Source organism: Dyella dinghuensis, from assembly GCF_003977615.1.
GTDB lineage: Bacteria > Pseudomonadota > Gammaproteobacteria > Xanthomonadales > Rhodanobacteraceae > Dyella_B > Dyella_B dinghuensis.
The window spans coordinates 208,497-233,407 of sequence record NZ_RYZR01000006.1; the positions used below are offsets into that span (position 1 = coordinate 208,497).

The 24,911-nt window shown below is 57.5% G+C and carries 24 protein-coding genes; 14 read left to right on the plus strand and 10 right to left on the minus strand.

The window, feature by feature from the left end:
* The first annotated feature begins 163 nt into the window (after positions 1 to 163).
* The 4 genes from EKH79_RS11980 (at position 164) to EKH79_RS11995 (ending at position 4,144) form a co-directional block, all read left to right on the plus strand.
* The gene (locus EKH79_RS11980; protein ID WP_126674062.1) at positions 164 to 982 is read left to right on the plus strand and encodes a glycosyltransferase family 2 protein; all 819 of its coding nucleotides are present in this window, start codon (positions 164 to 166) and stop codon (positions 980 to 982) included.
* Complete coding sequence (locus EKH79_RS11985) at positions 982 to 2,022, plus strand: CDP-glycerol glycerophosphotransferase family protein (protein WP_126674063.1); 1,041 nt, start codon at positions 982 to 984, stop codon at positions 2,020 to 2,022. The genes EKH79_RS11980 and EKH79_RS11985 overlap by 1 nt, the downstream gene beginning before the upstream one ends.
* A 65-nt stretch (positions 2,023 to 2,087) precedes the next feature.
* Complete coding sequence (locus EKH79_RS11990) at positions 2,088 to 3,818, plus strand: ArnT family glycosyltransferase (protein WP_126674064.1); 1,731 nt, start codon at positions 2,088 to 2,090, stop codon at positions 3,816 to 3,818.
* On the plus strand, positions 3,815 to 4,144 hold the full coding sequence (locus EKH79_RS11995) for a hypothetical protein (protein ID WP_126674065.1): 330 nt from the start codon (positions 3,815 to 3,817) through the stop codon (positions 4,142 to 4,144). The genes EKH79_RS11990 and EKH79_RS11995 overlap by 4 nt, the downstream gene beginning before the upstream one ends.
* Before the next feature lie 262 nt (positions 4,145 to 4,406).
* Here the strand turns inward: EKH79_RS11995 and EKH79_RS12000 are convergent, their stop codons facing one another.
* Positions 4,407 to 5,285 carry an LpxL/LpxP family acyltransferase gene (locus EKH79_RS12000; RefSeq protein ID WP_126674066.1) on the minus strand — a complete coding sequence of 293 codons (879 nt, stop codon included), beginning with the start codon at positions 5,283 to 5,285 and terminating at the stop codon, positions 4,407 to 4,409.
* Positions 5,286 to 5,493: 208 nt separating this feature from the next.
* Between EKH79_RS12000 and dtd the strand changes: the two genes are divergently transcribed.
* Both dtd and rpoD read left to right on the plus strand, forming a co-directional pair.
* Entirely contained in the window at positions 5,494 to 5,934 is a 441-nt protein-coding gene (gene dtd, locus EKH79_RS12005) for a D-aminoacyl-tRNA deacylase (RefSeq protein ID WP_126674067.1), read from the plus strand.
* Positions 5,935 to 6,099: 165 nt separating this feature from the next.
* Positions 6,100 to 7,956 carry an RNA polymerase sigma factor RpoD gene (rpoD, locus tag EKH79_RS12010; protein ID WP_126674068.1) on the plus strand — a complete coding sequence of 619 codons (1,857 nt, stop codon included), beginning with the start codon at positions 6,100 to 6,102 and terminating at the stop codon, positions 7,954 to 7,956.
* A gap of 229 nt (positions 7,957 to 8,185) precedes the next feature.
* On the opposite strand, the gene EKH79_RS12015 is transcribed toward rpoD, so the two are convergent.
* Positions 8,186 to 8,557: a nuclear transport factor 2 family protein gene (locus EKH79_RS12015; RefSeq protein ID WP_126674069.1), complete on the minus strand. Its 372-nt coding sequence runs from the start codon at positions 8,555 to 8,557 to the stop codon at positions 8,186 to 8,188.
* A 739-nt stretch (positions 8,558 to 9,296) separates the two neighbouring features.
* Between EKH79_RS12015 and EKH79_RS12020 the strand changes: the two genes are divergently transcribed.
* The 4 genes from EKH79_RS12020 (at position 9,297) to EKH79_RS12035 (ending at position 11,932) form a co-directional block, all read left to right on the plus strand.
* Entirely contained in the window at positions 9,297 to 9,866 is a 570-nt protein-coding gene (locus EKH79_RS12020; RefSeq protein ID WP_126674070.1) for a TetR/AcrR family transcriptional regulator, read from the plus strand.
* 156 nt (positions 9,867 to 10,022) lie between these two features.
* A complete protein-coding gene (locus EKH79_RS12025) occupies positions 10,023 to 10,604 on the plus strand; it encodes a permease (protein WP_126674071.1) in 582 nt (193 codons plus the stop codon).
* 9 nt (positions 10,605 to 10,613) lie between these two features.
* Positions 10,614 to 10,979: a DUF4260 domain-containing protein gene (locus EKH79_RS12030; protein WP_199754272.1), complete on the plus strand. Its 366-nt coding sequence runs from the start codon at positions 10,614 to 10,616 to the stop codon at positions 10,977 to 10,979.
* A gap of 158 nt (positions 10,980 to 11,137) precedes the next feature.
* Positions 11,138 to 11,932 (plus strand): alpha/beta fold hydrolase, encoded by a 795-nt coding sequence (locus EKH79_RS12035; protein WP_126674072.1) that lies wholly within the window; start codon positions 11,138 to 11,140, stop codon positions 11,930 to 11,932.
* A gap of 45 nt (positions 11,933 to 11,977) precedes the next feature.
* Here EKH79_RS12035 and EKH79_RS12040 read toward each other — a convergent pair whose 3' ends face one another.
* Entirely contained in the window at positions 11,978 to 12,517 is a 540-nt protein-coding gene (locus EKH79_RS12040) for a DUF308 domain-containing protein (RefSeq protein ID WP_126674073.1), read from the minus strand.
* 129 nt (positions 12,518 to 12,646) lie between these two features.
* Here EKH79_RS12040 and EKH79_RS12045 point away from each other — a divergent pair, with 129 nt between their 5' ends.
* Positions 12,647 to 13,216: a TetR/AcrR family transcriptional regulator gene (locus EKH79_RS12045; protein ID WP_126674074.1), complete on the plus strand. Its 570-nt coding sequence runs from the start codon at positions 12,647 to 12,649 to the stop codon at positions 13,214 to 13,216.
* A gap of 45 nt (positions 13,217 to 13,261) precedes the next feature.
* Here EKH79_RS12045 and EKH79_RS12050 read toward each other — a convergent pair whose 3' ends face one another.
* Genes EKH79_RS12050 through EKH79_RS12075 form a run of 6 tightly spaced genes read right to left on the minus strand, consistent with a single transcriptional unit; the run spans position 13,262 to position 21,690 of the window.
* A complete protein-coding gene (locus EKH79_RS12050) occupies positions 13,262 to 14,011 on the minus strand; it encodes a M48 family metallopeptidase (RefSeq protein ID WP_233590292.1) in 750 nt (249 codons plus the stop codon).
* The gene (locus EKH79_RS12055) at positions 14,008 to 17,319 is read right to left on the minus strand and encodes a type I restriction endonuclease subunit R (RefSeq protein WP_126674075.1); all 3,312 of its coding nucleotides are present in this window, start codon (positions 17,317 to 17,319) and stop codon (positions 14,008 to 14,010) included. The genes EKH79_RS12050 and EKH79_RS12055 overlap by 4 nt, the downstream gene beginning before the upstream one ends.
* Before the next feature lie 2 nt (positions 17,320 to 17,321).
* Positions 17,322 to 18,506: a restriction endonuclease subunit S gene (locus EKH79_RS12060; RefSeq protein ID WP_158621236.1), complete on the minus strand. Its 1,185-nt coding sequence runs from the start codon at positions 18,504 to 18,506 to the stop codon at positions 17,322 to 17,324.
* Positions 18,496 to 19,611 (minus strand): virulence RhuM family protein, encoded by a 1,116-nt coding sequence (locus tag EKH79_RS12065; protein WP_126674077.1) that lies wholly within the window; start codon positions 19,609 to 19,611, stop codon positions 18,496 to 18,498. Before EKH79_RS12065 ends, EKH79_RS12060 begins: the two co-directional genes overlap by 11 nt.
* The gene (locus tag EKH79_RS12070; RefSeq protein ID WP_126674078.1) at positions 19,604 to 21,112 is read right to left on the minus strand and encodes a type I restriction-modification system subunit M; all 1,509 of its coding nucleotides are present in this window, start codon (positions 21,110 to 21,112) and stop codon (positions 19,604 to 19,606) included. The genes EKH79_RS12065 and EKH79_RS12070 overlap by 8 nt, the downstream gene beginning before the upstream one ends.
* The gene (locus EKH79_RS12075) at positions 21,109 to 21,690 is read right to left on the minus strand and encodes a restriction endonuclease subunit S (RefSeq protein WP_425478499.1); all 582 of its coding nucleotides are present in this window, start codon (positions 21,688 to 21,690) and stop codon (positions 21,109 to 21,111) included. Before EKH79_RS12075 ends, EKH79_RS12070 begins: the two co-directional genes overlap by 4 nt.
* A 292-nt stretch (positions 21,691 to 21,982) precedes the next feature.
* On the opposite strand from EKH79_RS12075, the gene EKH79_RS12080 reads away from it, so the two are divergent.
* Positions 21,983 to 22,795 (plus strand): restriction endonuclease, encoded by an 813-nt coding sequence (locus tag EKH79_RS12080; protein WP_158621237.1) that lies wholly within the window; start codon positions 21,983 to 21,985, stop codon positions 22,793 to 22,795.
* Between the two features lie 84 nt (positions 22,796 to 22,879).
* On the opposite strand, the gene EKH79_RS12085 is transcribed toward EKH79_RS12080, so the two are convergent.
* A complete protein-coding gene (locus EKH79_RS12085) occupies positions 22,880 to 23,149 on the minus strand; it encodes an XAC0095 family protein (protein ID WP_126674081.1) in 270 nt (89 codons plus the stop codon).
* 701 nt (positions 23,150 to 23,850) lie between these two features.
* Here EKH79_RS12085 and EKH79_RS12090 point away from each other — a divergent pair.
* A complete protein-coding gene (locus EKH79_RS12090) occupies positions 23,851 to 24,144 on the plus strand; it encodes a GCG_CRPN prefix-to-repeats domain-containing protein (RefSeq protein WP_199754274.1) in 294 nt (97 codons plus the stop codon).
* A 301-nt stretch (positions 24,145 to 24,445) separates the two neighbouring features.
* Positions 24,446 to 24,874: a lysozyme inhibitor LprI family protein gene (locus EKH79_RS12095; protein WP_126674082.1), complete on the plus strand. Its 429-nt coding sequence runs from the start codon at positions 24,446 to 24,448 to the stop codon at positions 24,872 to 24,874.
* Positions 24,875 to 24,911 lie beyond the last annotated feature (37 nt).

Below are 24,911 nucleotides of genomic sequence, written 5' to 3' on the forward strand. Positions count from 1 at the left end.
GCCCAGCCCGAAATTTCCCGCGCATCTTGCCCAAACACACCTGAAACGCAATGAACCGGCGCTCGTGCACCTGCGCGGTGATTCCGTCGTCCACTTTACCCCGACTACCATGCAAGAGGTTGCGATCCACGGCGTTAAACGGGCATTCCGCTAGAATGCGGTCATGGCCCCCACTCTCCCGCTCACCCTTGTCGTGATCACGCGCAATGAGGCGCAGAAAATCGCGCGCTGCCTCGACAGCGTGCCGTTTGCGGCTGAAAAGCTGGTGGTCGACAGCGGCAGCACGGACGACACCGTCGCCATCGCCCAGGCACATGGTGCGCGCGTGGTGCATCAGACCTGGCTGGGTTTCGGTCCGCAACGTAACTTCGCTGCAACACAGTGCAGTCATCCGTGGATTCTCGCCCTGGATGCGGACGAATTCCTCACCGACGCATTGATCGACGAACTGCAACAGCGGCTTCCCGCGCTGATGGAAGGCGATGCCGCGGCGGCGATTCTGCGCCGGCATCTCATCTACATGGGCAAGCCGATGCGCTGGTATCGCCCGGCGGTTGGCGAAAAGATGGCGCGCTTCTATCACCGTGACCGCGCGCGCTGGAGCGACGTGCGCGTGCACGAGTCGCTGCAGTTTCAGGGTGCGTCCGTCACGTTCAACGCGCCGTTCCTGCACGACAACAACCCCAGCCTGGTCGAGAAGCAGCTCAAGGTGTTGCTGTATTCGGAACTGAAGTGCCGTGACTGGCTGGAGAAGAAAAAGTCCGCGCGCATGTGGCAGACGCCCTTCGTCTTCATGCTCGCGTTTATCAAGGATTATCTGTTGCGGCTGGGCTTTCTCGACGGCTGGCGAGGTTACGCCATCTCGCAGACGGCCGCGAACTATGCTGTTTACAAGCGCATGCGTTACTACGAAATGCTGCAAAATCCTGCTTCTCGCGAGACGGCCGCGGAAGCTTTGACCCGTAGCGGACTCGATCACTGATGCCAAAGCCCGCGCTAAAAAAACACTATCTTCTGTACGGCTCCGAACGCTACGCGCTCGCCATCCTGCGCCCGATCCAGGAAGCGATCCGCGCACGCGGCGACGAAACCGCGTGGTTCTTCGACGGCCCCGGTGCAGAAGATCTGGTCGAGGGCGAGCGTTTGTTGACGGTGGCTGAAGTGCGCCGCTGGAATCCAATCGCGGTCATTACGTCAAGCAATCACTTGCCGCACTTTTTCCCCGGCGTGAAAGTGGAAACGTTCCACGGCTTCAACGCAGGAAAACCGCGACATATCTATATCCGCGGCTTCTTCGATCTGTACTGCACTACCGGACCGCGCGATACCGAACAGTTCAGCGCGCTGGCAAAAAAACTCGGCCATTTCTCGGTGATCGAAACGGGTTGGCCCAAGCTCGATCCGTTCCTGAAAGAAATCGCCGGTCCGCTTCCGCCCGTGCGCAAACCGCCGGTCATTCTTTACCACTCCACGTTCTCGCCTTCATGGAGTGCCGCGGAAACACTGTACGAGGAAGTAAAGCGCCTCTCGCGCGACGGCCGTTGGCACTGGATCGTTTCGTTTCACCCAAAGATGAATCCGGAAACGCGCGCGAAGTTCAAGGCGCTGCAGAACGAATACCTCACCTTCGCCGAGAACGACAACATCCTCGAACTGTTCCCGCAGGTCGACATGATGTGCTCGGACACCTCGTCCGCGTTGAGCGAATTTCTGCTTACGGGCAAGCCGGTGGTGACCTTCAAGAATCGCGCGCCCGGTCCGCAGCTGATCGACATCGACGATCCCTCCCAATTCGAACCGGCGATTGAACGCGCGTTGTCGCGCCCGCCGGAGCTGATGCAGGCGATCAAGGCCTTTGGCGAGGCCATTCACCCCTATCACGATGGCCATTCCAGCGAACGCGTGCTGGAGGCGATCGATGCGTTTATTGCTGCGGGCGGCCGCAATCGCAAATCCAAGCCTTTGAATTTTTGGCGTAAGCTCAAATTGCGCCGGCGCATTGGCTACTGGGGACCGGCTTAGACAGCCAGTTCACGCTCGTAGCTCGTTAGAATCACGACCACCACAGACGGATGGCCTGACAACTCGTGTCGACCAATAACATTCGCCGTTCCAAAGATTTGCGCGGACTGTGGCCATGGCTGCCGCTATGGACTGTCGTCGTTTTGCTGGCGATCTTCTCTCACGGTCCGATGCCGCTGTACTCCACCCGCACGCTCGCCGTGGCGTGGGAGATGTGGCAAGGGCATCACTGGCTGGTGCCGTACATCAACGGCGAGCCCTATAGCGAAAAAGTGCCGCTGCTGTTCTGGCTGATTCACGCGGGCTGGTTCGTGTTCGGCGTCGGCGATGGTTGGCCGCGCATGCTGGAAGTGATGTTCGGCGTGGTGCAGATGGTATTGCTGTGGGTGCTGGCACGACGCCTGTTCCCGGGGCGCCCGTGGGCCGCCGGCGTGGTGCCGTGGATGGCGATGGCGCTGGCGTATGCGTTCTTCTTCGGCTTGCAGATCATGTACGAGGTGTTGCTCGTCGACTGCGTGCTGGGCGCGCTGCTTTGCCTGACACCGAAAACCGGTCGCGCCGAACCGCGCTGGCTGCTGTTCGGATTGCTGATAGGTGCGGGCCTGCTGACGAAGGGCCCGGTGATGCTGTTGCACATCGTGTTCCCGTGGCTGCTGGGCCCGTTGTGGAACGAGTGGGCGCGCGATAACCGCAGCCGCTGGTACACGCGTGGCGGTTTGTCGATTCTGCTTGGCTTGGCCATGCTGCTGGCGTGGGCGATTCCCGCGGGTTTCAGCGGCGGCGATGCGTATCGTCATCGCTTGTTCTTCACGCAGACCGCTGGGCGCGTGGTGAATGGCGTGCAGACCGATCAGAAGCTGCAGAGTCATCCGCGTTGGTTCGGCTGGTACTTCATTTCGCTGCCACTGCTGCTATTTCCATTCAGCGCATGGCCGCGTGCGTGGGTTGCGCTGGCGACGCTGCGCAAGCCACTAGATGCGGGTGTGCGCTTCGCACTGTGCTGGCTGGTGCCGACGTTTATCGTGTTTTCGATCGTCAGCGGCAAGCAGTGGTACTACCTGCTGCCGGAAATGAGCGGCGCGATGTTGCTCCTGGCCGGCGCCATGGCGGTGCTACGCGAGCGCAACAATGCGTTTGCTGAAAATTACTGGCTCGGCACATGGCTGATCGGCCTGGGCAGCATCGCGTTCGCGGGCTTTTTGTTTGCGATGCCGTATCTGGTTGCGGACCGTCATCTACACGGTTTGTGGTTCGATGGCGTCTCCGCTTACAGCCGCACTTTCAGTATTGCGTTCCTGTTGATGGGCTGCTTGCTGCTGCTTCCGATGCGCGGCGAGACGCGTCGATTGTCGATTGCCGGTTTGTTCGGCGTGCTGGCGCTCAATACGTTGTTCACGCTGACGGTGTGGCATCGCTACGATTTGAGCCCCACTTCGGCGCTACTTGCGAATGCGGAATCGACGCACCATCCGATTGCCATCGAAGGCAATTACGAAGGCGAATTTCATTTTGCGGGACGACTGACGCAGCCCATTACGGAGCTTCGCGACGGTCACGCGCTGCAGGCATTCGCCGAAGCGCATCCGGATGGCCTGGTCGTGACGCATCCCGAAAAAGTGGAAGCCTCGGCACAGCGTTATGCGCTGCTGATCCAGCCGTTCCGTTCGTCGTGGGTCGTGGTGTGGTCGGCGCAGACGCTGGCGAATTTACGCACGGGCCACACGCCCACCGAACCACCGCAACCGCCGCAGGTTTTCCCCGCGGCTACCGACTCCCAGTACGGCTCACAACCGTGAATGACGCACTGATCGCCGGCCTGCGCGCGCAATGCGGCGGCCCGCGCGATGGTGCGTTGTTGCGGTTTTCGTTGGGGAATGCGTTGCTGGAGCGCGGCGATCATGTTGCTGCGGCGGATGAATTTCGCCGTGCGGTGCAGTTTGATTCGAACTATTCGGCTGCCTGGAAGTTGCTGGGCAAAGCGTGTCTTGCGGGGAATGATGCGGCGGGTGCTGCCGAGGCTTGGCGGCAAGGTGTTGCTGTTGCGCGAGAGCGTGGTGATAAGCAGGCGGAGAAAGAGATGACGGTGTTTTTGCGCAGGGTTGAGTCGAAAGGTGAAGGTTGATGTAGGGCTTACCCGCCGCTTGAGGGTTAGGCATTCACATACATTCCCAAAAACGCAAAACCCTCCCTAAACGTCATCCCGGCGCAGGCCGGGATCCAGTGTCGACGTGCATCTGAAAGGCCCGAAAATCAATTTCGAGTGCTTCGCACGATTTATTAAGCCTGGATTCCGGCCTACGCCGGAATGACGGCGAGGTGCTGTAGCGCTCCTCGGGTCTGCGCGGCCGTTCAACAACAAGGCACAGCTCAAATAGAGACCCGACTCAATACGGACTAGGCCTGTTATCCGCCGAATACCGCTTGTAATGCCACTGATACTGCGCAAAAGCGATATTCACGCAGTTCTCCACACCACGATTCAGCGCCGTACATGCGACCGGCAAATCGGCATCAGCCAAACCTTCCGGCGCCGGCAAAAAGTGAATGCGATACCCCTCGCCACGCGGCAACCGTTCGGCAAACGAAAACAACACCGTGGCACCCGTGCGCGCCGCCAAGCGCGGCAACAACACCATCGTCATCGCTTCACGACCGAAGAATGGTGCGAACTCACCCTCGCCTTCGCGCGGTTTCTGATCCGGCAAAATGCCCACTGTCCCGCCGCCAGCCAGCCGCTTGTACAGCGTGCGCACACCCGCACCTTCGGCGCGCACCTGTTCCGGCGCCAGCTTGCCGCGCACTTTCCGTAGCAACGCTTCCACCGCAGCAATGCGCGGCGGACGATAAAGAATCGCCATCGGCGTCTTGCGGCACAGCCAATAGTTGAGCAGCTCCCAACAGCCCAAATGCGGCGCGGCGATGATGACGCCCTTGCCCGACGCCAACGCCGCGTCGAACAACGCTTCGCCACGAACCTCGCGTATCAAACCCAGCGCACGCTCGGCGCCAGCGCCCCAGATCTTCACGATCTCGGTAATCGACTTGCCGCCTTCGGCCATCGCCTCGCGCAACAACGCCGCGCGTGCCGACGCATCGAGTTCGGGCCGCGTAATCTGCAGATTGACCGCCGTATAGCGCGCCATCCGTCCACCACGCCGCAGCGCCAGCAATCCAAACCCTGCACCGACGCCTTGCAGCACACGCAGTGGCAACAGGCCAAACAGGCGCAGCAGCAGATAGACGATGTAGATATCAGGACGCATGAACGATGGCGCGGCCGGTTGAGGAAGGACGCGTAAGGGTAAAGGGGCCGCCCCGGACTGGCGAGCATCTTCTGTGCGCCGGACAACCCGCCCACCACTCAAGCGTTGCCCGCTTCTGCCGTTGTCTAACGTAAGACTTCACGCCAGCCTCTTTACCCGTCGTCCGTTCCCTTGCACAGTTGCCTCAGCTCCACCACGCGAACCCTGCATGATCGCCCTGATCCAGCGCGTTCTCTCCGCGCGCGTCGATGTCGAGAACGAAACCGTGGGCGCCATCGGCCCGGGCCTGTTGGCCTTGGTTGCGGTGCAGCCCGACGACGGCGAGACGCAAACCAAACGGATGCTGGAACGCCTGCTCGGTTACCGCGTCTTCAGCGACGACGCCGGAAAGATGAACCGTTCCCTCACGGATACCGGCGGTGGCCTGCTGCTGGTCAGCCAATTCACCCTGGCGGCGGACACACGTTCAGGCATGCGCCCCAGCTTCACCAGCGCGGCGCCGCCCGAGCACGGCCGACAATGGTTCGAACGCTTGGTCGAGCTCGCAAAAAAATCGCATCCAACAGTGGAAATCGGACGCTTCGGAGCCCATATGGAAGTACATCTGGTCAACGATGGCCCTGTAACGTTCTGGCTCGAAACGCGTTAAGCCAGCAGCGTGCGAATGAATCGCTCGAACTCATCAGAAAATACGCCGAAACCCGTGTTTTGGCGCGATTTTTGCGTGTTCGTGCCCCTGAATTTTTTCACTTGAAACTGGTCAAAAAAGCAGCATCTAGCTATACTGGTCAGTTCCACTCCCGCGGCGGACGGTATGAATAGCAAAGCCCACGAGCAACAGTCGGAAATTAAAGCGCTCATCTCCAAGGGTTTGGAGCAGGGCTATCTGACGTACGCCGAAATCAACGATCACCTCCCCGACGACATCGTCGATCCGGAGCAGATCGAAGACATTATGGCGGTGCTCAAGGGTGTCGGCATTGACGTGCACGACGCTGCCCCCGATGCCGACCCACTGGCCGACAACGCCCCCGGTGCCGCCTCGGACGATGAAACCGCCGCCGAAGAAGCCGTCGCGCTGCTTTCCGCCGTCGACGCCGAAGTGGGCCGCACCACCGACCCCGTGCGCATGTACATGCGCGAAATGGGTACGGTCGAACTGCTGACCCGCGAAGGCGAAATCGCCATCGCCAAGCGCATCGAAGAAGGCCTCACCCAGGTGCAGACCGCGCTGGCCAGCTTCCCGCTGACCATCGAGCTGCTGCTGGAAGAGTACGACCAGCATCTGGACGGCAAGCGCCGCCTCAGCGAAATCCTGGCCGGCTTCGCCGACCTCGAGCAGGCTGCCGACGCCGCCCTGGCCGAAGCCGAAGTGATGGCTGCCGATGCCGATGTCGAAGACGAAGAAGACGACGTCGAAGCCTCCGGCGACGATGAAGAAGCCGGCCCCACCGGCCCCGATCCGGAAGAAGTGAAGCGCCGCATGGAACTGCTGCGCGACTACTACGGCAAATTCCAGAAGGCCGCCCCCAAGGCGACCGACATCAACGACAAGAAAGTCACCAAGCTGCGCGACCAGATGGCGGAGGAATTCCTCAAGCTCAAGCTGCCGTCCGCGCTGATCGACAGCTTCGTGCGCAAGCTGCGCGAAGTTGTGGGCGACATCCGTCATCACGAGCGCGTGCTGATGGAAATCTTCGTCAAGCACGTGAAGATGCCCAAGGCCGAATTCCTCAAAGCCTTCCCCAGCAACGAGGGCAACCTCGAGTGGGCCGAAGAGCTGGGCCGCAAGCGCCAGAAGTGGTCGCCGAACATCAAGACCCACCGCGAGCACATCGACGCCGAGCAGGAAAAGCTCGCCTCGATCGAAAAGAAACTGTTCCTGCCGCTGACCGACATCAAGGAAATCAACCGCAGCATGTCGGTCGGTGAGGCGAAAGCACGCCGCGCCAAGAAAGAAATGGTGGAGGCCAACCTGCGTCTGGTGATCTCCATCGCCAAGAAGTACACCAACCGCGGCCTGCAATTCCTCGATCTCATCCAGGAAGGCAACATCGGCTTGATGAAAGCCGTGGACAAGTTCGAATACCGTCGCGGCTACAAGTTCTCCACGTACGCCACGTGGTGGATTCGTCAGGCCATCACGCGTTCGATCGCCGACCAGGCACGCACCATCCGTATTCCGGTGCACATGATCGAAACGATCAACAAGCTCAACCGCATCTCCCGTCAGATGCTGCAGCAGTTTGGCCGCGAGCCGACGCCGGAAGAACTGTCCAAAGAAATGGACATGCCGGAAGACAAGATCCGCAAAGTGCTGAAGATCGCCAAAGAGCCGATCTCGATGGAAACCCCAATCGGCGACGACGAAGATTCGCACTTGGGCGATTTCATCGAAGACACCAACGCCAGCTCGCCGATCGATTCGGCGACGGAAACAGGTCTGGTCGAAACCGTGCGCGACGTTCTCGCCGGCCTCACGCCGCGCGAAGCGAAAGTACTGCGCATGCGCTTCGGCATCGACATGAACACCGATCACACGTTGGAAGAAGTCGGTAAGCAGTTCGACGTCACCCGCGAACGCATCCGCCAGATCGAAGCCAAGGCATTGCGCAAACTGCGCCACCCCAGCCGCTCCGAACAACTGCGCTCGTTCCTGGACATCGACTGATCGAACGCACATCGCACCACAAAAAAAGCCCCGCCAACGCGGGGCTTTTTTATTTACCCCTCTCCCCTCCGGGGAGAGGGCCGGGGTGAGGGGCCAACCTCGCGACAAACCATGCAGAGAGCACCCCGACCCTCGTCTCTAACCCCCTCCCCTACTGCACGTAGGGGAGGGAGCAAAAATCAGCGCGCACGAAAATCACTGTTCAACACGCGCGAACTCCTCGACGCACTCAATGCACATCGTAAAAAAACTGCTCCCGATCCACCTTCCCATCCTTCACGTGATAAACGCAGATTTCCGTCATCACCCTACGCCCAACACCCTTCATCGTCAGATCCAGCGTCATCTCGCAACTAAACCAATTACCCGCCACCACCGGATCACTCACGTGATTCGCGTGAAGCTCCTCGATCGTCCCTTGGAAGTGGCGCGTCTTCTCATAGATCGCCTCCAGCCCCTTCACGCTGGGCGCCATGCCCGGCGGCAAACCCTCCGGCTCGATACTCACCGCATCATTCGCATACAACTCGCGCTGCGCCTGCTCGTACTTACCCTCGCGACACAACTCAACCAAGCGCTTGGCAATCGCTTCAGTGCTCATGCAAATACTCCACATATGGGGATGGGGATCTCGAGCCTAGTCCCAGAACCATGACGAAAGAATGTGCCGCCAGACACAGCCAATTCGCCTCGACGCTAGACACCCTGCGCCGCACCGCTTCGATGCTGTAAATCGCCCAACGTGTTTACGTAAGCGGGAACAAAATTACGCTGCCTGCCTCCCCGTGCGCCCCCGCACCTCACGCAGCACAAATTCGAATTCATTGCTTTATCATAGGCGTTGCTCGGATATCGCCCATTCGGTCGAGGCCTGAGCAAAACGTACAAAAGGGCCTATAGCTCAACGGTTAGAGCAGGGGACTCATCAAAAAGGTGCCGTCATGCAGTAATGCGTGAACGGGAACGGGATGAATTCAGGGAAACCTTAGCGACGCGTTCGCGCGGATCGATGGCAACCCTGAGCCAAGCCAGTGGTACACCGCTGGAAGGTGCAGAGACTACCTGAGGACTTCAGCGTCCTTCATAACAGGCTCGAGCGTCCCGCACCCCACCCGACACGTCGGAGGGTGAAGAGATAGTCCGCGCTGAAGGGAAACCTTCGGAACACGCGAATCCCTTGGTTCCAGGTTCGAATCCTGGTGGGCCCACCACAACAACGCTTTCTGATGCTCTTCAAAAGAGGTCAGAGTGAATTTCCAATTTGGGAAAGCACTCTGCCCTTTTTCCTTAATGGCGCGTTCAAAGCTCCCAGTGCGCGTTTGAGTTAACCTTTTCGCGCCATGCCCGCACATCCTAAAACCACCGAAGCGCAAATCGTCAAGGCCGCACGCCGTCTGATTGAACGCGAAGGGCGAGACGGATTTTCAATGAATGATGTCGCCGAATCGGTGGGTATCCGCGCGCCGTCGCTCTACGGACGTTTCAAAGATCGCGCTAGCCTCCTAAGTGCCGTGGAGCTTCATTTGTGCGCGGAACTTACCCGAAAGCTCAGTAAATTGGTGATCGATGACGACCCCAAGGCGACTTTGACAGGTCAAGCGCACGCGATTCGACGCTTCGCGAGGAGCAACCCGAACGGCTATTCGCTGCTCTTTGATATTCGTTCCGTTCCCACTGAAGAGGGTACGTTGGCACGGGCTGCAGCTGTGGCTCCGTTGCTGCCATCGCTCGCGGCGTTGGCCGGCAAGGATCATGCGTTCGCTGCGGCGCGGGTGCTTGTGCCGTTCGTAAATGGGTTCATCGCGATGGAAAACGCGAATGCGTTTCGCCTCGGCGGTGGACTGGACGCTGCGTTCGAGAACGGCGTGTCGGTCATATTGCGCGGCGTAACCCGGTCTTCTAAGGTTTGACGTCGAAGGCTAACGCTATTAGGCTTCAAGCACGTTGATACGGCATGAGGAGACCGACGTGCAGTTCATCCTGGGCGTACTGTTGTTCGTGGTCGTCGTTGGTTTGGTCGACGCGCGCGTGCCGTGGTCGAAGCCGCGGAAACGCGGAGGCCGGTCATGATCGCCGGTCATTTTGGCTTTGCTGCCGCCGTCAAAAGTCGCGAGACCACAACGCCTCTTTGGGCGCTGATGCTGGCAACCGTTTGGCTGGATATCGTGTTCGTGCCGCTCTTTATGGCAGGCATCGAGACGGTACAAAAGGCCGACGATGCACATGGCGGATACGGAGCGTTGATCATCCACGCCGACTACACCCATTCGTTCGCCGGCATGGCGATATTGTCGATAGTGCTGGGTTGCCTCTGCGGCCTATTCTGGGGACGACGCTCGGGCATCGTCATTGGACTCGTTGCCGCATCGCATTGGTTCTTGGACTTATTCGTTCACCGCGCAGACCTTCCTATCCTGCCCGGCAATATCGGCAACTTTCCGACGTTTGGCTTTGGGCTGTGGCGACACCCGTCGGTATCGGCCGTTATAGAACTTGCGTTGGTTCTTGGAGGAGCCTGGCTGTATTGGCGTGCAGCGAATCGCGCGGCGACAGCAGCAGGAAAAGGACAGCGTGCCGCCTCGATATCTGCCGCTCTCATCGCCATCTTCGGCGTGCTAATCCTGTGGATGGATTTCACGGCAGCTTAGCGAGCGCTCATGAACGCCACGACTCAGACATTGAATGCGATGACACCGCTTCGCGTCGGCGCCACCACAGGCAAAGTCAAAACCCTTTTGCGATGGGAAGCACTTCTCATCATGGTTGGCGCGATCGTTGTTTACGCGAAGCTCTCTGGTCACTGGGGAATGTTCGCATTGCTGTTCTTGGTTCCCGATCTCAGCATGCTGGGCTACCTGATTAATCGTTCGGTAGGTGCTGCCGTCTATAACATCGGCCACAGTTACGTTTCACCTGGTGTGTTGGCGCTATGTGGATTAGCCATGGCATCGCCGCTGCCTTGCAGCTTCGCGCTTATCTGGGTCGCGCATATCGGGTTTGACCGAATGCTTGGCTTGGCCTGAAGTATTCGTCGGGTTTCGGCGATACCCATCTGGGCTTTAAAGAGTAGGTGCTGTGACCGTCCCATCTTGATTCGTTCGCGAGTTCGTCTCGGCGTAACAGCACGCCATGCACCGCATCACTCGTCTGATCGATCCCAATTACGTCGGGCACTACTCCTATGAGCGAATTCATCTCCGCAAAACACGTGAATATGATCCGGACCGGCCCTCGGAGCACAAGGCCGGTGATCCTGATCCATCCGGTTGGGCTGGATCTCACCTTTTGGGATCGCCAAATCGAGGCGTTGCAAGATCGCCACGACGTGATCGCGTACGACCTTCCAGGTCACGGCGACACCCCAGGAGCGATCCACGATTGGACATTTGATCGCTCCGCGGGCCTGCTCGCCGACATCGTCCGATCCAGCGGCGCCGAGCGCGCGCAAATCGTCGGCATTTCGGTGGGCGGCATGATCGCGCAGACATTCGCACTGGCTTATCCCGAACTACTCCACACCCTCGTTCTAGTCAGTACGGCTTCCGCCTTTCCGGACGTGGTCCGCGAGGCTATGCGTGATCGCGCCGAGACCGCACGACGCGAGGGCATGACGGGCGTATTGAAAGCCAACACCGAGCGTTGGTTTACGCCTGAAACGATCAAGACCCGGCCTGACATCCTCGATCGGGTTCGCAAAGCCCTGTTTGCTCGCGATCCACAAGTCCACGCCGCCATGTGGGAGATGATTTCCGGTATGAACTTGACCGATCGGCTGCGCGAGATCAGCTGCCCCACGCAAATCCTGGTCGGCGAGCTCGATCCGAGTTGTCCACCGGCCAGCGCCCGCGTGATGCACGAGCAGATCGCCGGATCGCGCATGACCGTGCTGCCGGACACCTCGCATATGACGATCCTCGAAAGACCCCAACTTATCGCTGAGCATCTTGCGAATTTCCTCGAGCCGTCGTCCCCCTGACGTCTGCGGATTGCACACCGAATCTGCGTATTCAAAAGACGAGCATCACGACACAGCGTGTGCCGCGCGTCTTTTTTTGAAGGTCAGCCACAAAGCTGCAGCCAAGAAGTAAAAGGCGCCAAACCCTGCATAGCCAGTCAACTGAACAAGACCGGGCGCGACACGGAAGGATTGGTAGATAAAGATGACACCCGCGAGCGCCGACTGCGCACCACTGATCATCATGAAGGCCTGCCCGCCGAGTTTTCGGCGCGAGATGCCCACGGCCAACTGAAAGATACCGGCGAGAAGCGCCCAGCTGCCAAACACCAGAACGCCACCCGCATTGCCGTGCAGACCCACAGCAACGCCCATACAAATGGCGGTGATGGCACTGACGATCAGGTTGAACGTTTGGCCTTTGTTGAGCGCAAGGCCGCCGCTTTTCTGTGCATCCAGCCAGTTCGCGAAGGCGTCCCACGCCGGATAGAGCACCAGCAATGCGCCTGCGAGCGGCAATGACGCGGGCGCCGTGATGACGACCAGCGAGATCCATGCTGCGGCTACGCCGGCCCGAAGAAAATAGAACTGCTGTAACCACGTCATGATGAGCGCTCCTAGTCGAATGAAGCGCCATCCTACTAGTAGGTAGATAATACGTCAACGCTGAATTTGAGCCGTCAGCCTGACTCGCTGGGCGTCTCCGATATGCCTACCTAGTGGTAGGATGGCCGCATGACGACACAGCAGAAGCTCATCGATTCAGCCCGTTACCTCATCCAGACGCGGGGCTACAACGGATTCAGCTATGCCGACGTCGCCGATCAGGTCCAGGTGCGCAAGGCGAGCATTCACCACCACTTTCCGGCCAAGGCCGACCTGGCGCGGGCCGTCGTGGACGAGTCACGCGCGCAAATCGAACAACACGCACGAGCGCTCGCTGACGCGGGCGTCGATCCCCAGCAACAACTTCTCACCTACACCGGCTATTGGGAAAAATGCATCGCTGACGCGTCGGCGCCTTTTTGTGTCGCGGGGATGCTCGCGGCCGAGATGCCGACACTACCCAGCGAGTTGGCCGACGCCGTGCGCGCACATTTTCGCGCGCTGACCAATTGGCTTGAGACCGTCTTGAGCACCGGCTCGCAGCTCGGCGTCTTTCAATTGCGCCATTCCGTTCGACAAGAAGCCGAAGCCTTCATGGCGATGGTCTACGGATCGATGCTAGTTGCTCGCGCCTACGCGACACCTACGACGTTCGCCGATATCGTGGACTTGGAGTTCAAGCGGCTCTTGGCGAGGTAGCTGCACAATCTCGTCGTGCTTTGCATGAATTGGCCAATCTATGGTTCAAAGCGCAATTTTTTCAGCTAATCCATCCAGCCGATGCTTAATACGCTGCCAGCTTGGAACATAAGCATCCAGCAGGCGGTAGAAGTGGCGGCTATGGTCGTGTCGCTTGAGGTGGCAAAGCTCGTGTATGAGCACATAGTCGATGCACTCACGGGGTGCGCGAACCAAGGCAGGATTCAGGGTCAAGCGACCTTGCGGTGAGCAACTGCCCCAGCGCGCGTACATCGTGCGCAGTGCAGTGGATGGGAGCTGCTTTCTGACCCACGGCAATTGCTGGCACACCTCCAGCAGACGTTCGCCAAGGACACGTCGAGCCTGTTCCCGATACCAGTCTTCTAGCGCAAAACGCACGGCATCCGGGTTGCGGCTGCCAACGGCCACTTGTAGGTAGCCACCGCGGAGACGAACGGCCGGCTCTTCTGTGTTCGGAAGTACTTTTAACCGGTAACGGCGACCAAGGTAATACACCGATTCTCCGCTGACGTATTCACGTACCAACACGTGCTTGCGGCGTTCATGGATTTCCTGAAGCCTATCGTGGACCCAACGCAATCGCTTACTCAAGGCCGTCCGAATTTCTGCATCATTGGCAGTAACAGGAGCATCAACAAGTACGCACCCATTCGGCTCAACGTGCACAGCTACGCTTTGGCGACGGCGACCTGGCTGCCTGCGCACGTCGAAGGCAATGCGAGTATCGCCATAGGGCAAGACCATCCGCTGGATGGCGACGGGAACAGCACTCAAGAGCGACTCATCCCGGTGCGAACCACCTGCACCACTTGTTCTACCGCTTCGCGTGCTTTGTCGAGGCCAAGTACATTAAACAGCGTTGGCAGTAATTGCTTGCGGATGGCGGCTTCGATGCTCTGCGGATTGAGCGAGTTCTCGGCAATGGCATCGCGTACGACATGATCGATTTTCCTAGCCAGTTGGACGTATTGATCGCGCTGCTCCAGCGCCAGGGAATCAAAAGCCTCGTCGCCGATGTTCAAACGCAGAATGCCGTAGTAAGCCTTAGCTTGACGGTTATCGTCGAAGTCTTCGGGTATTCCCGGCGTGTCGCCAGAGGCTAGCTTGTCCTCGAAGTCCTTAAACAGCGCGTACTGCTTGACTGGGTGGTCAAACATCGCCTCGGCCTCGGCGATGGCCTGACGCAATAACTCGCCAAACACCTTTTGCGCATACGGGTCGTCGGCTAAGTCCTGCTCGATGGTCTTGCGGATGCGCGTACGGATAATGTCCGCCTCATTGCGCGCTTTTTCTTCTGACCAAGTTTCTGGATCTTCTGGCTGCCCGAGCTTATCCACCTGATACAAGCCAGCTGGGTCGCGCACTTGGCTTCCAATCACCTGCTTGTCCACTAGCTTGCGGATTTGCTCCTCGTAAGTGGAGTAGTCCACCGTCTCCAACGCCGCCAGCCGAGCTTCATGACGCAGCTCTGAGAAAAACTTTAGATCACGCTTATAACCGGCAATGGTCGCCTCGGAAAAACTCTTGTCCTCAAAAAAGCTACGCGAGGACAGCGCGGTTTGCAGGCACAAGCCGAATTCGGTAAGTGCCGCATAGAAGTCGTCGCGTAGCTTCTGTCGCTGATCGTACTCATTGCCTTCTTCATCGGCCGCGAAGCGCGGCGTCAATACCTGACGGAACTGTTCGCGGTCGTGCTTGTTGACTACGTCCTTGAAGAACGACCATAGTTTTTTGTGAAGCCCGGGTAAGCGTTTGTATTCAGTGCTGAAGCTGGCGTACAAGCCGTCGAGGTCATTCACATCGAAGCCGCCCAACGTGCGTTGGGCTAGATCCTGATAATCGCGGATGGCGGTATCGAGCTTTTCCAGAATGCCGCGATAGTCCACCAATAGTCCGAAGCGCTTGGCATCATGCAGTCGGTTCACACGAGCCACCGCCTGGATGAGGTTGTGTCCCTCCAGCGGCTTGTCGATGTAAAGCACCGCGTTGCGCGGCTCGTCGAAACCGGTGAGCAGCTTGTCCACCACGATCAGTAAGTCCGGTTCACCGTCGCCACCAAAATCATCGATGGTGTCCTTTTCGTACTGCTCTGGATCCACCTTCTTGTCAATGATGTTCTGCTTCCACCACTTCTGCACCTCCGGAAGCGTGTCTTCATCGACGTCGCTGTTACCTTCTCGAGTATCCGGCGGCGACATGATGACGGCACTGCTCACCAAATGGGTTTCGTCCAACGCGAGTTTGTAGCGAATCGCGTCCAGCTTGCTGCTGGTGGCTAATTGCCCCTTCAAGCCGGCGTCCAGCTGCTTGAAGTTGCGATCGAAGTGATTAGCAATGTCCCAGGCAATCAGCTCGATACGGTTAGCTGCGTCATAAACGGCCTGTCGGCTGGCGTACTTCTTTTTCAGATCGCTGGCCTGGCGCTCGGTCAGGCCAGCGGTAATCTTGTCGAACCAACGATTCACCGCGGCCTGGTTGATATCCAATTCCGGCACACGCTGCTCATACAACAAGGGCGCGACAGTGCCGTCTTCCACTGCGCGCTGCATCGTGTAGGCGTGAACGATCGGACCGAATTTGTTGGCGGTCTTTTCCGCCTTCAACAACGGTGTACCAGTGAAAGCAATATATGATGCCTTCGGCAACGCCTTGCGCATGCGCTCGTGCGTTTCGCCGCCGTGGCTGCGGTGACCTTCATCCACCAGTACGATCAAATCCGCCGAATCGTTGCGGCATTCTGGCAAGCGCGACGCTGTGGTGAACTTTTGCACCAGCGAGAAGGTAATGCGCTCCGTGCCGCTGCCGATGCGTTTCGCCAGGTCACGACCGGTGGTGGCCTTGCTGCGCTCGCCTTCCTTCTTGGTCGCGATAGCCGAGCCGAATGCCCCGCTAGTGGCGAAGTTACGCGACAACTGCTTTTCCAAGTCCACGCGATCGGTAACCACCAGAACGCGACATTCTTTCACGGAATCGTCCAGCAACAACGCCTTGGTCAGAAACACCATCGTGAAACTTTTGCCCGAGCCAGTGGTATGCCAGAGCACGCCACCTTCACGCCCACCATCTGAGCGCTTGAGGCGGATGCGCGCCAACAACGCGCGGATGCCGAAGAATTGCTGGTAGCGCGCCACCAGCTTGCCGGCCTTGCGGTCGAACAAAACAAAACCACGCAAAAATTCAAGCAGCCGCGCGGGAGTTAGCAAGCCAGTAAGCAAATCATCCTGCCCACTGGGCAGCATCGGTTTGGACCACAGCTCGATGCAGGCGTTGCGCACATCGTTGGGCTTGTCGCGCAGCAGGGCATCACGCGATGTAACACTAAGCTTTTTGTTCTTCAGCGCAGCGATATCTTCCGAAGTGAACTGCTCTTCGCGCCAGCGTGCCCAGAACTTGGCTGGCGTATTGATAGTGCCGTAGCGGCCATCGGTGTGGCTGATGGATAGCAGTAGTTGCGCATAAGCAAACAGCTGCGGGATTTCATCTTGCCGCTGATTGCGCAAGTGCTGACTGATGCCCTCGGCCACCATCGGGTTTAGGCCGTGAGTGTTACCGGCCGCATGGGATACCGGACGCTTCGCCTCGATCACCACAAGCGGCAGGCCGTTGACGTAGCACACGATGTCCGGCCGGCGCGTGTGGGTGCCGTGGGCGGACAACACTTCCAGCTCGTCAGTGACGTCCCACAGGTTGTTGGCTGGTTCGCGCCAATCAATGATTGGAATGGTGGCCTGATGCTTCTTACCGTCGGGCATGAATTCCGTAACGGTGATGCCGAAAGCCAGTTTGGTGTAGAGCTTTTCGTTAGCAGCCAGCAGCCCCTCACCCAGCGGCAACGCGGTGAGTTCGCGGATGATCTGGTCGATGGCACTGGGCGAGAGCAGATGGTTTTCACCCTTATAGTCGAAGCGGCGTGTTTTTAACGCTTCGATCAAGCGTGGGCGCAACAGTACTTCGCGATTGCCATCGCGCCATGCCTGGGCATCGATAGGGTTGATGTAATTCCAACCGAGTTGGTGAAGCAAGTGCAGAGCCGGAATGTGGGCACTGAACTGTTCTCGGGTATCGGGGGCGTGGTGGTCCATGCTTACTCCGAATCCAGCTTGACTCGGCGCTTGCCGGTCAGCAGTTGCTGCATTAGCGCTGCTTTTTCGGTGCGAAGCTTTTCTAGTTCTGCAGCATGCTTGATGATGACATCTTCGGCAAGATTCAGTGCCTTTGCGATGCGCCTCTGCACATTGATGTCCGGTGCAGGGAGGCGCAGGAAGGCGAAGTCATCATAACTAATCTGCTTACCATCGCGGATGCCAATCACAGCTACAGCAAGTCGACCGATGAAATCGCGTGATTTGAAGTAATGCCTGTAGAAGTCATCATCGACTATCTTCCTAGGCTTGAGTACGGTGTACGCTGGACTGACCAATCCAGTGTATTTCGAGTACTCTAGACCGCCCTCGAACGAGCGCAGGCTGATGACGAAATCACCCGGCTCGACAAGCTTGTAGCTGTCAGTGGAACCGTCCGGCATCACAACTTTGCGATCTAGGGAGCTGCGCGGAACAATGCCTTCGCCCTGCATCACGGACAGGAGTTCCAAGCCATCATTGCGACGCACGGAATTGGGGGCAAACATCTCGGAAGCATGTTCACGGGGCAGCGGCGGCAAACCTTGCTTCTTTCGGTGCGAATCTGAAAACAGACTTCGCATAAGTGCCTGTTTCTGTTTGCGGCTGTTAGCTAGCAGACGGTCGATGGTGGCGATAGCAAAGTCCCATACCATCATCATCTCCACAATTTTTTCTTGCTCATAAACTGTGGGAACTATCACCGGAATCGCGGCAATAAGTTCTGTATTCAAGTTTGGCTGGCCATTGCCAGGAGCGACTACCTCACGCAAGTAGTCAGTCTTGCTTTGAAGGAAGTAGTAAAGAAATTCCTTAGATGCACCTCGTAAGTTGAGCAACATAGCAATTCCGTCGTTTGCGCCTGCTCGAATTTTGGTGATCTTCGGCACGCCTAACGTGGCCCCACTATTTGTAAGGATTAGAGTTCCTGCCTCGACTATTCGCGTATATTTGGAGCCAGCTTCAGTTAGCTTGGCCTTCGTTCCGGTTAAGCACATCTGCGTATTAGCAGTGACTTCGGCAACGGTTATCCAAGGAAGATAGTCGCCATCGAAATAGCGAGGATCGCCTGCTGGCCGTGGGGATGCGCCACGTACAACTTCAGCTAGCTCACTGATCCGCGTAGCGCGCCAGCCTTTAGGAAGCATGTTTGCCTCTCTTACGCCCTTTCTTCTCCAAATCCTCCAGCGCAGCATGGAAATCACGTTCCACCGTGCCGGGCTGGGCATCGATCACTTTGCGGAACCTATCGAATTCAGTCTGTGCGACATGTTGCGCAAGCTCCGCGCTTACCTTGCCTGCATGGTTCAAAATGTCGTAGTCGGAAATACGCAAGAAGTCATCCAATTTGGCTACCCAATCGTGCATGGTCATTGGACGACGGCGCTCGGCTTGCACTTCGGCAAATTCCAGATACAGCGTGACAATGCGATTGAGCGCATTCAGCTCTTGGGTGTTCAAGTAATTCTTGGCGACGCCCACATCCGTCTTGCGAGGATGTTCGCCTGTCCAACTCGTAAGGCCCATGTTTGGCTTGTCGGCATCAGCACGGGATGCGATGAGTTCGGCTGCCGTTTGCCCATGGACCGCCCAATGCATTTTGTTCTGCACGATGGCGAAAAACTGTTTTGAGACATCGGTGCGCGGGTCGTAGTCGATACTCGTGGCGTAAATGTCGAGCACTTTGCGCCAGAACACTTTCTCCGAGCTGCGAATGTCGCGGATGCGCGCGAGCAGCCGATCGAAATACACGCTGCCGCCGTTGGCTTTGAAGCGCTCATCGTCCAGGGTGAAGCCTTGGACGAGATAGTCCCTTAACTGCGCGGTGGCCCAGCGCCGGAATTGCGTGCCGCGCGTGGATTTCACCCGGTAGCCAACGGCGAGGATGGCATCGAGGTTGTAGTGGTCAATGTGGCGGCGAACCTCGCGCTCGCCTTCCTGTTGAACTATCCGGAATTTCCGGATAGTTCGTTCAGGTTCTAATTCGGCCTCGTCATAGATGTTTTGGAGATGTTCGTTGACCGTTTTCACGGTGACCTGAAACAACTCCGCCATGCGCGTCTGGGCCATCCAGACCGTTTCGTCGACTATGCGCACTTCAATGCGGGTCTGGCCGTCTTCGGTCTGGTAAAGCAGAAATTCTGGGCCTGCTTGGGGCGAGGGATTGGACGGTCCGAAGGCAGCTGACGCATCCACGTTTGCCAACGCCTTCTTCTGGTCAACGGACGTGCCTTTGGCGCTGCGCTTATTCATAGCCCAGCTCCTTAAGATACGCCGACATCTGGGTTTCCAGCTTGGCCAATTCCTTTTTCAATTCCTCGCGTTCTTTGCGCACGGCCACGAGATCGATTTCTGCCTCCTCTTCGAAGGTGTCGACATAACGCGGAATGTTGAGGTTGTAGTCGTTTTCGGCGATCTGCTCGCGCGTGGCGAGGAAGGCGTACTTGTCCACCGACTTGCGCGCCGCCACAGTGTCAAGAATGCGCTGCAGATCGGATTCGCGCAGGAAGTTCTGGTTCTTGCCATCTTGGTAGTCACGGCTGGCGTCGATGAACAACACCTTTTCGTCAGCCTTCTTCTTGCGGAACACCAAGATCGCTGCCGGGATACCAGTGCCGTAAAACAGTTTTTCCGGCAAACCGATCACCACGTCCAACAGATTCTCGTCGATCAGGTGCTTACGTATGCGCCCTTCCGCTGCACCACGAAACAACACACCATGCGGCACCACGACCGCCATGCGGCCACTCTTGGGCTTCATGGTTTCGACCATGTGCAGGATGAAAGCGTAATCGCCCTTGGTGCGCGGCGGCACGCCGCGGCGATAGCGCGCATGAGGGTCGTTATCCGCATTTTCATGACCCCACTTTTCAAGCGAGAACGGCGGATTAGCGACAACGATGTCGAAATGCTTAAGGCCAGCACCCTCCAACAGTTTCGGATTGCGCAGCGTATCGCCCCACTCGATCCGGTGGTTGTCCTCACCGTGCAGAAACATGTTCATCTTTGCCAGCGCCCACGTGCTGCCGATGGCTTCCTGACCAAACAATGCGTATTTGCGCGCACCGGTTTGCTCGCGAATCAGGCGACCGCATTTCATCAACAGTGAACCGGAACCACAGGTGGGATCGCAGATGTCATCCCCCGCTTTGGGCGCCATCAGTCGCGCCATTAACGAAGAGACTTCGGGTGGGGTATAGAACTCGCCGGCCTTTTTGCCGCTGGTCGAAGCGAAGTTTTTGATCAGAAATTCGTAGGCGTTGCCGATGATGTCCAACTGACCGATGCGACTAGGGCGCAGATTGAGTTCGGGCTTCGCGAAGTCTTCCAGTAAGTGGCGCAGGATGTCGTTCTTCTGCTGCTCATCACCCAGTTTGTTGGAGTTGAAGCTGATGTCCTGGAACACGTCGCGCAACTTGCCGAGGTTGGCATCTTCGATCGCGTGCAACGCCTTATCGATGCGTTCGCCATTGCCGGGCTGATGACGCGCTTCATATAGGGCGTAGAAGTTGGCTTTGGGCGGCAGCACGAAGCGCTCGTTCTTGAGCATGTCTTCGATCAATTCCGGATGGTCGCCGTATTGTTTCTTGTAGTCATCGTAGTGGTCCTGCCATACGTCAGAAACGTATTTCAGGAATAGCATGGTCAAGACGTAGTCCTTATAGATGCTCGGGTCTACAGTGCCACGAAAGGTGTCGCAGGCGCTCCAGATGGCGCCGTTGATGGTGTCCTGGGAAATGTCGGTCTTGCTCATGGATGGCTTCCGTAGTTATTGGCGAGCAGGTGCTCAGCGAGCATCGCCAGCTCCATTTCTCTGTTCGTAATAAGGGCTTGCAGGGCGTCGCGTTCGGCCAAAGCCGCGCGCTGCAGTTTGATCGCAGTACGTTGTTGTTCGAGCGGTGGAATTCGGACGAGTGCTCCCTCGAGCACCGTGCGACGAATGCTCAGTTGGTGACTGCCTTCGGCCCATTGGCGTAGGTAACGCTGTATGGGTGCCTGATTTAGCTGCCAGGCCAAAAACGCCGGCAGCAGCTGTTGCGGAGCTCTAACCCGGATGACGTAAAGGTGGGGGGAGCACACCGTTTGTGCCGGCGGCAAGGTCACCAATGCGGCATACGTATGGGTGCCGCGGGCGGCGAAAAGCACGTCTTGGTCAAGCAGCCAATCGGGCTGCTTGCGCCCCTCCATCTGCGTGGTTAGCCAGTCACTCTGCGGCTTTAGGCCGTCCCGACTCAGGTCTCGCGTTTGGATGACCCGGACGGCTCCACCCGGGACTTCCGAAATGCCACCCCGGAACGGGTATCCGAGCCGGATATCTGCCAGTTCACCCAAGGGCTTTATTGGTGCATCATTTCTCATGATGCAACATATATAGGATGAGTACGAATTCTGTCAATGCCTTTTTTGCATCATTTCAAATGATGCTTACCGTCCTGATCACTCAGGGTTCCGATAATCCATCATTGCCACCCTAACTGGCTGGAAAGAGGTCATCTCAACAAATGAGGGCATTGCGATGGGAACGATAAGACAACACGTCCAGTCGACCATCTCTTCCGCCGAGACGACATTTGAGCTCCCCTGGTGGAGGCCACGTCTGAGCGATGAAGACACGGTCAACTGCATGCACTGCGGCGCCTGGACTGACGATCACTATGATCCCAACTTATGGGAAATTCCTTTTCCTGAGTTCGCGGCCACACAGCAGCAGCAGATAATTGATCCCGAGATTTACGGATTCCCGCCGGATGATCCCGATGCGATCCTCTGCGGGAACATTTCCGATAGAAAAGTTTGCTTGCACATTTGTCCAGAATGCGGCTGGTGGATTGCGGAAGACAGAGCAGTGCTACCAGCGACGGGAGGTCAGCTATGGGTGGTAACGCTTACGTCAATGTCTGTTCTGCAAGAGTTAGATCTCAGCAACATAGATACGCCTCTTCAAGAAGTGCGCCGTTACTTGCGACGAAAGTTTGATGCGAGAGCCTCAATGCACCCGAGACTCTTTGAATTGACTGTCGCCAGTGTTTTCCGTGATTTTGGATGCCAGGCCGTCGCCACGGCCTATTCAAACGATGGCGGCATCGACGCTGTACTACAGGACAGCGCCGGGCGCCGCATAGGTGTGCAAGTCAAAAGACAGAAAGGCGCAGTACAAGTTGAACAGATACGAGCCTTTCTAGGGGCATTGACGTTAGAAGGCTATACGTGTGGGGTATTCGTTTCATCGTCGAGCTTCAGTAGAGGCGCAATCCGCGCCGCTAAACGCAGCACTGAAATACGTACGCCCATCAGCCTTGTCGATGCCAATCGCTTTTTCGACATGCTTCGCTATGCCCAGTTGAGTGACATATCAGGGCCAGAAGATTGTGGCATCAGTCTATCCAATCCACCAAAATTCCATTTGCACTCTTTCTACTACCTAAACTCGCTGTAATGGGTTGATAGAAGGATCGAGGTAGTTGAGACCGACAAAGAAGAGGTTCTAGAAACCGTCCTTTGTCACGACAATCAACATGGATCAATGCGCTTGTGCATGGTCCACGCACGTTACGGCTTGAGCAACATCTTCCAACACATCATCGATCTGAAAGCTCAGATCACCAAACAGTTGTCCGATCAAACTGCGGCGGATGAAAAGTATGGTGTCGTGGTCACCGTTGGATGTGGCGGTGCCGGCGAGTTGTGCCATTAGCAGCAGCTTATCGCGGATGGTGCATAGTTCATCGTAATGATCACGCGACAAGACGTAACTTGCCGGGCTGAAAAGCTCGTGGGGTTTCTGATTCATGGGCGTATTCCATGGCTTTAGGTCACGCCACGTATTGCGCGTGGCGTGAAGGGCTGCAGGAAAAATCCTGCACGTGTTAGCGGAAATAACTGATTCCGTTTTTACGTTTGCCCGCTGTGGCCCGACGCCGTCCAGTATGAGCGGCGGTGAAGCAGGGTGAAAATCGGCTTGGCGGGGACACGCGTTGGCGTGTGTGCCGTATGATCGAGCGTAACCATGATCAACTCTCTATTAGTTGGTTGTGGCCAGCGGATCGTTTGGGCTCCTAACCCCACGCGATCCGCGCTACTTCACTCATGTCGGGCGTGTCGTGTTCATCAAACGGGGATGGGCACGCCCGACGACAACACCATGGCATACATGCGGTGCCGTCATCTGTCAGGGGACGCGGATTGGTGTTGACGATAAAGCTGATGTGCTTTGGCTACGCGCACTCGCGTGATCGTTTTCTGTTCGCACGGAGTTGTCGAAAACGAACGGTGTGCGTGTCACGCATTTTTGTTGACGCTTACATCGCACGCGCGATGACTGCGTCGCGCCACCCAATAAAAGCACGGCCTTCCAGGCAGAACGAACCACGAAAAACCGGGTGGCATAACCGCCGGTTATGGCCGTATAGCAAAACAGTATTTTCTTTCCGACCCGGACACGACCAGACTCTGTTGCAACGCACAAAACAGCGTTCCGAACAGGAGAAAATCATGTCCAAGCTACGTTTTGCATCGAAGGCTGCCGCCGTGGCAGTGGGTCTTTTGGTAACGGTGTCCGCTTACGCGGCCCAAGGCTGCGGCCCGGGCCGGTGGCGCGACGGGTGGGGTTTCTGCCGCGGGCCGGCTGTGGTCGTGGTGCGCCCGATTGGCTATCCCGTCGGTTACCCCGTTGTTGCGGTCGGTCCGGCCCGCGTGTGCCCTCCGGGTTACTGGATCGGACCGCATGGTCATTGCCGCGACACACCCGTTCACCCGCACTGGGGTTATCGCGCATGGGTTTATTGATACGTCGGTAGGCACGGCGAGAGGTTGATCGCGTCGTGCCTGTCGGTTGAACGGTTTCGTTCTCGTCAGCACGCGAACTTCAATCCGATGTGGATCTACGACAGGGATCAGAGCGAGCTCGTCAGGGATTGGCAGTTGCCCTTCCTTCGCAGAGCTGCGAGAAAAGCATTGCATAAAGATGCGGAATAATCCGGTTCCATTTCTATCAGTCGATTGCGTAAAAAGACATTGAACAGACTCGGCGAATACGCAGCTGAGAGAGTCGATTTCGATGGGGCATAGACAATAGGAAGCAGCTGGCATGCACAAACAGATTGGATTGTTCGTTGGGCTTTTGATCGCCGCGCCGATTGCATGTGCGCAAGGCACCAAGCCGCCGCCTAATATCGATGCGGTATTGTCCTATCTCTACCATTACCGGCCGTCCTACGACGAATGCATTCGTAAAGCCGGTACTTCCATGTACGCCATGGTGGCTTGCACGAATGCCGAGTTGGCTTATCAGGATAGGCGCTTAAACAAGGCATACGTCGCACTGATAGCAAAGCTATCACCCGAGGGTCAAGCGAAGCTTAAGGCCGATGAAAATATCTGGATGAAATACCGGGACACGAATTGTTCCGCGGGGCCGGATGGGCTGGATAGGCCCGTTGGTGATGCCGAATCTTGCAAGCTTATGAAGACCGCTGAGCAAGCCACAGACCTGGAGGCGATGCTGGACATCCTTTGAATTCGTAGCTCCAACCCGCGCATCAGCGGGCTTCTAC

Coding starts and splice junctions, on each gene's coding strand:
- EKH79_RS12080 (WP_158621237.1), top strand. CDS start 21,983: ATGCACTGCGGCGCCTGGACTGACGATCACTATGATCCCAACTTATGG.
- EKH79_RS12060 (WP_158621236.1), bottom strand. CDS start 18,506: ATGCTTCCTAAAGGCTGGCGCGCTACGCGGATCAGTGAGCTAGCTGAA.
- EKH79_RS12035 (WP_126674072.1), top strand. CDS start 11,138: ATGAGCGAATTCATCTCCGCAAAACACGTGAATATGATCCGGACCGGC.
- EKH79_RS12000 (WP_126674066.1), bottom strand. CDS start 5,285: ATGCGTCCTGATATCTACATCGTCTATCTGCTGCTGCGCCTGTTTGGC.
- EKH79_RS11985 (WP_126674063.1), top strand. CDS start 982: ATGCCAAAGCCCGCGCTAAAAAAACACTATCTTCTGTACGGCTCCGAA.
- EKH79_RS12065 (WP_126674077.1), bottom strand. CDS start 19,611: ATGAATAAGCGCAGCGCCAAAGGCACGTCCGTTGACCAGAAGAAGGCG.
- EKH79_RS12025 (WP_126674071.1), top strand. CDS start 10,023: ATGATCGCCGGTCATTTTGGCTTTGCTGCCGCCGTCAAAAGTCGCGAG.
- EKH79_RS12055 (WP_126674075.1), bottom strand. CDS start 17,319: ATGGACCACCACGCCCCCGATACCCGAGAACAGTTCAGTGCCCACATT.
- rpoD (WP_126674068.1), top strand. CDS start 6,100: ATGAATAGCAAAGCCCACGAGCAACAGTCGGAAATTAAAGCGCTCATC.
- EKH79_RS12095 (WP_126674082.1), top strand. CDS start 24,446: ATGCACAAACAGATTGGATTGTTCGTTGGGCTTTTGATCGCCGCGCCG.
- EKH79_RS12070 (WP_126674078.1), bottom strand. CDS start 21,112: ATGAGCAAGACCGACATTTCCCAGGACACCATCAACGGCGCCATCTGG.
- EKH79_RS12085 (WP_126674081.1), bottom strand. CDS start 23,149: ATGAATCAGAAACCCCACGAGCTTTTCAGCCCGGCAAGTTACGTCTTG.
- EKH79_RS12040 (WP_126674073.1), bottom strand. CDS start 12,517: ATGACGTGGTTACAGCAGTTCTATTTTCTTCGGGCCGGCGTAGCCGCA.
- dtd (WP_126674067.1), top strand. CDS start 5,494: ATGATCGCCCTGATCCAGCGCGTTCTCTCCGCGCGCGTCGATGTCGAG.
- EKH79_RS12020 (WP_126674070.1), top strand. CDS start 9,297: ATGCCCGCACATCCTAAAACCACCGAAGCGCAAATCGTCAAGGCCGCA.
- EKH79_RS12030 (WP_199754272.1), top strand. CDS start 10,614: ATGAACGCCACGACTCAGACATTGAATGCGATGACACCGCTTCGCGTC.
- EKH79_RS12015 (WP_126674069.1), bottom strand. CDS start 8,557: ATGAGCACTGAAGCGATTGCCAAGCGCTTGGTTGAGTTGTGTCGCGAG.
- EKH79_RS12090 (WP_199754274.1), top strand. CDS start 23,851: ATGTCCAAGCTACGTTTTGCATCGAAGGCTGCCGCCGTGGCAGTGGGT.
- EKH79_RS12045 (WP_126674074.1), top strand. CDS start 12,647: ATGACGACACAGCAGAAGCTCATCGATTCAGCCCGTTACCTCATCCAG.
- EKH79_RS11980 (WP_126674062.1), top strand. CDS start 164: ATGGCCCCCACTCTCCCGCTCACCCTTGTCGTGATCACGCGCAATGAG.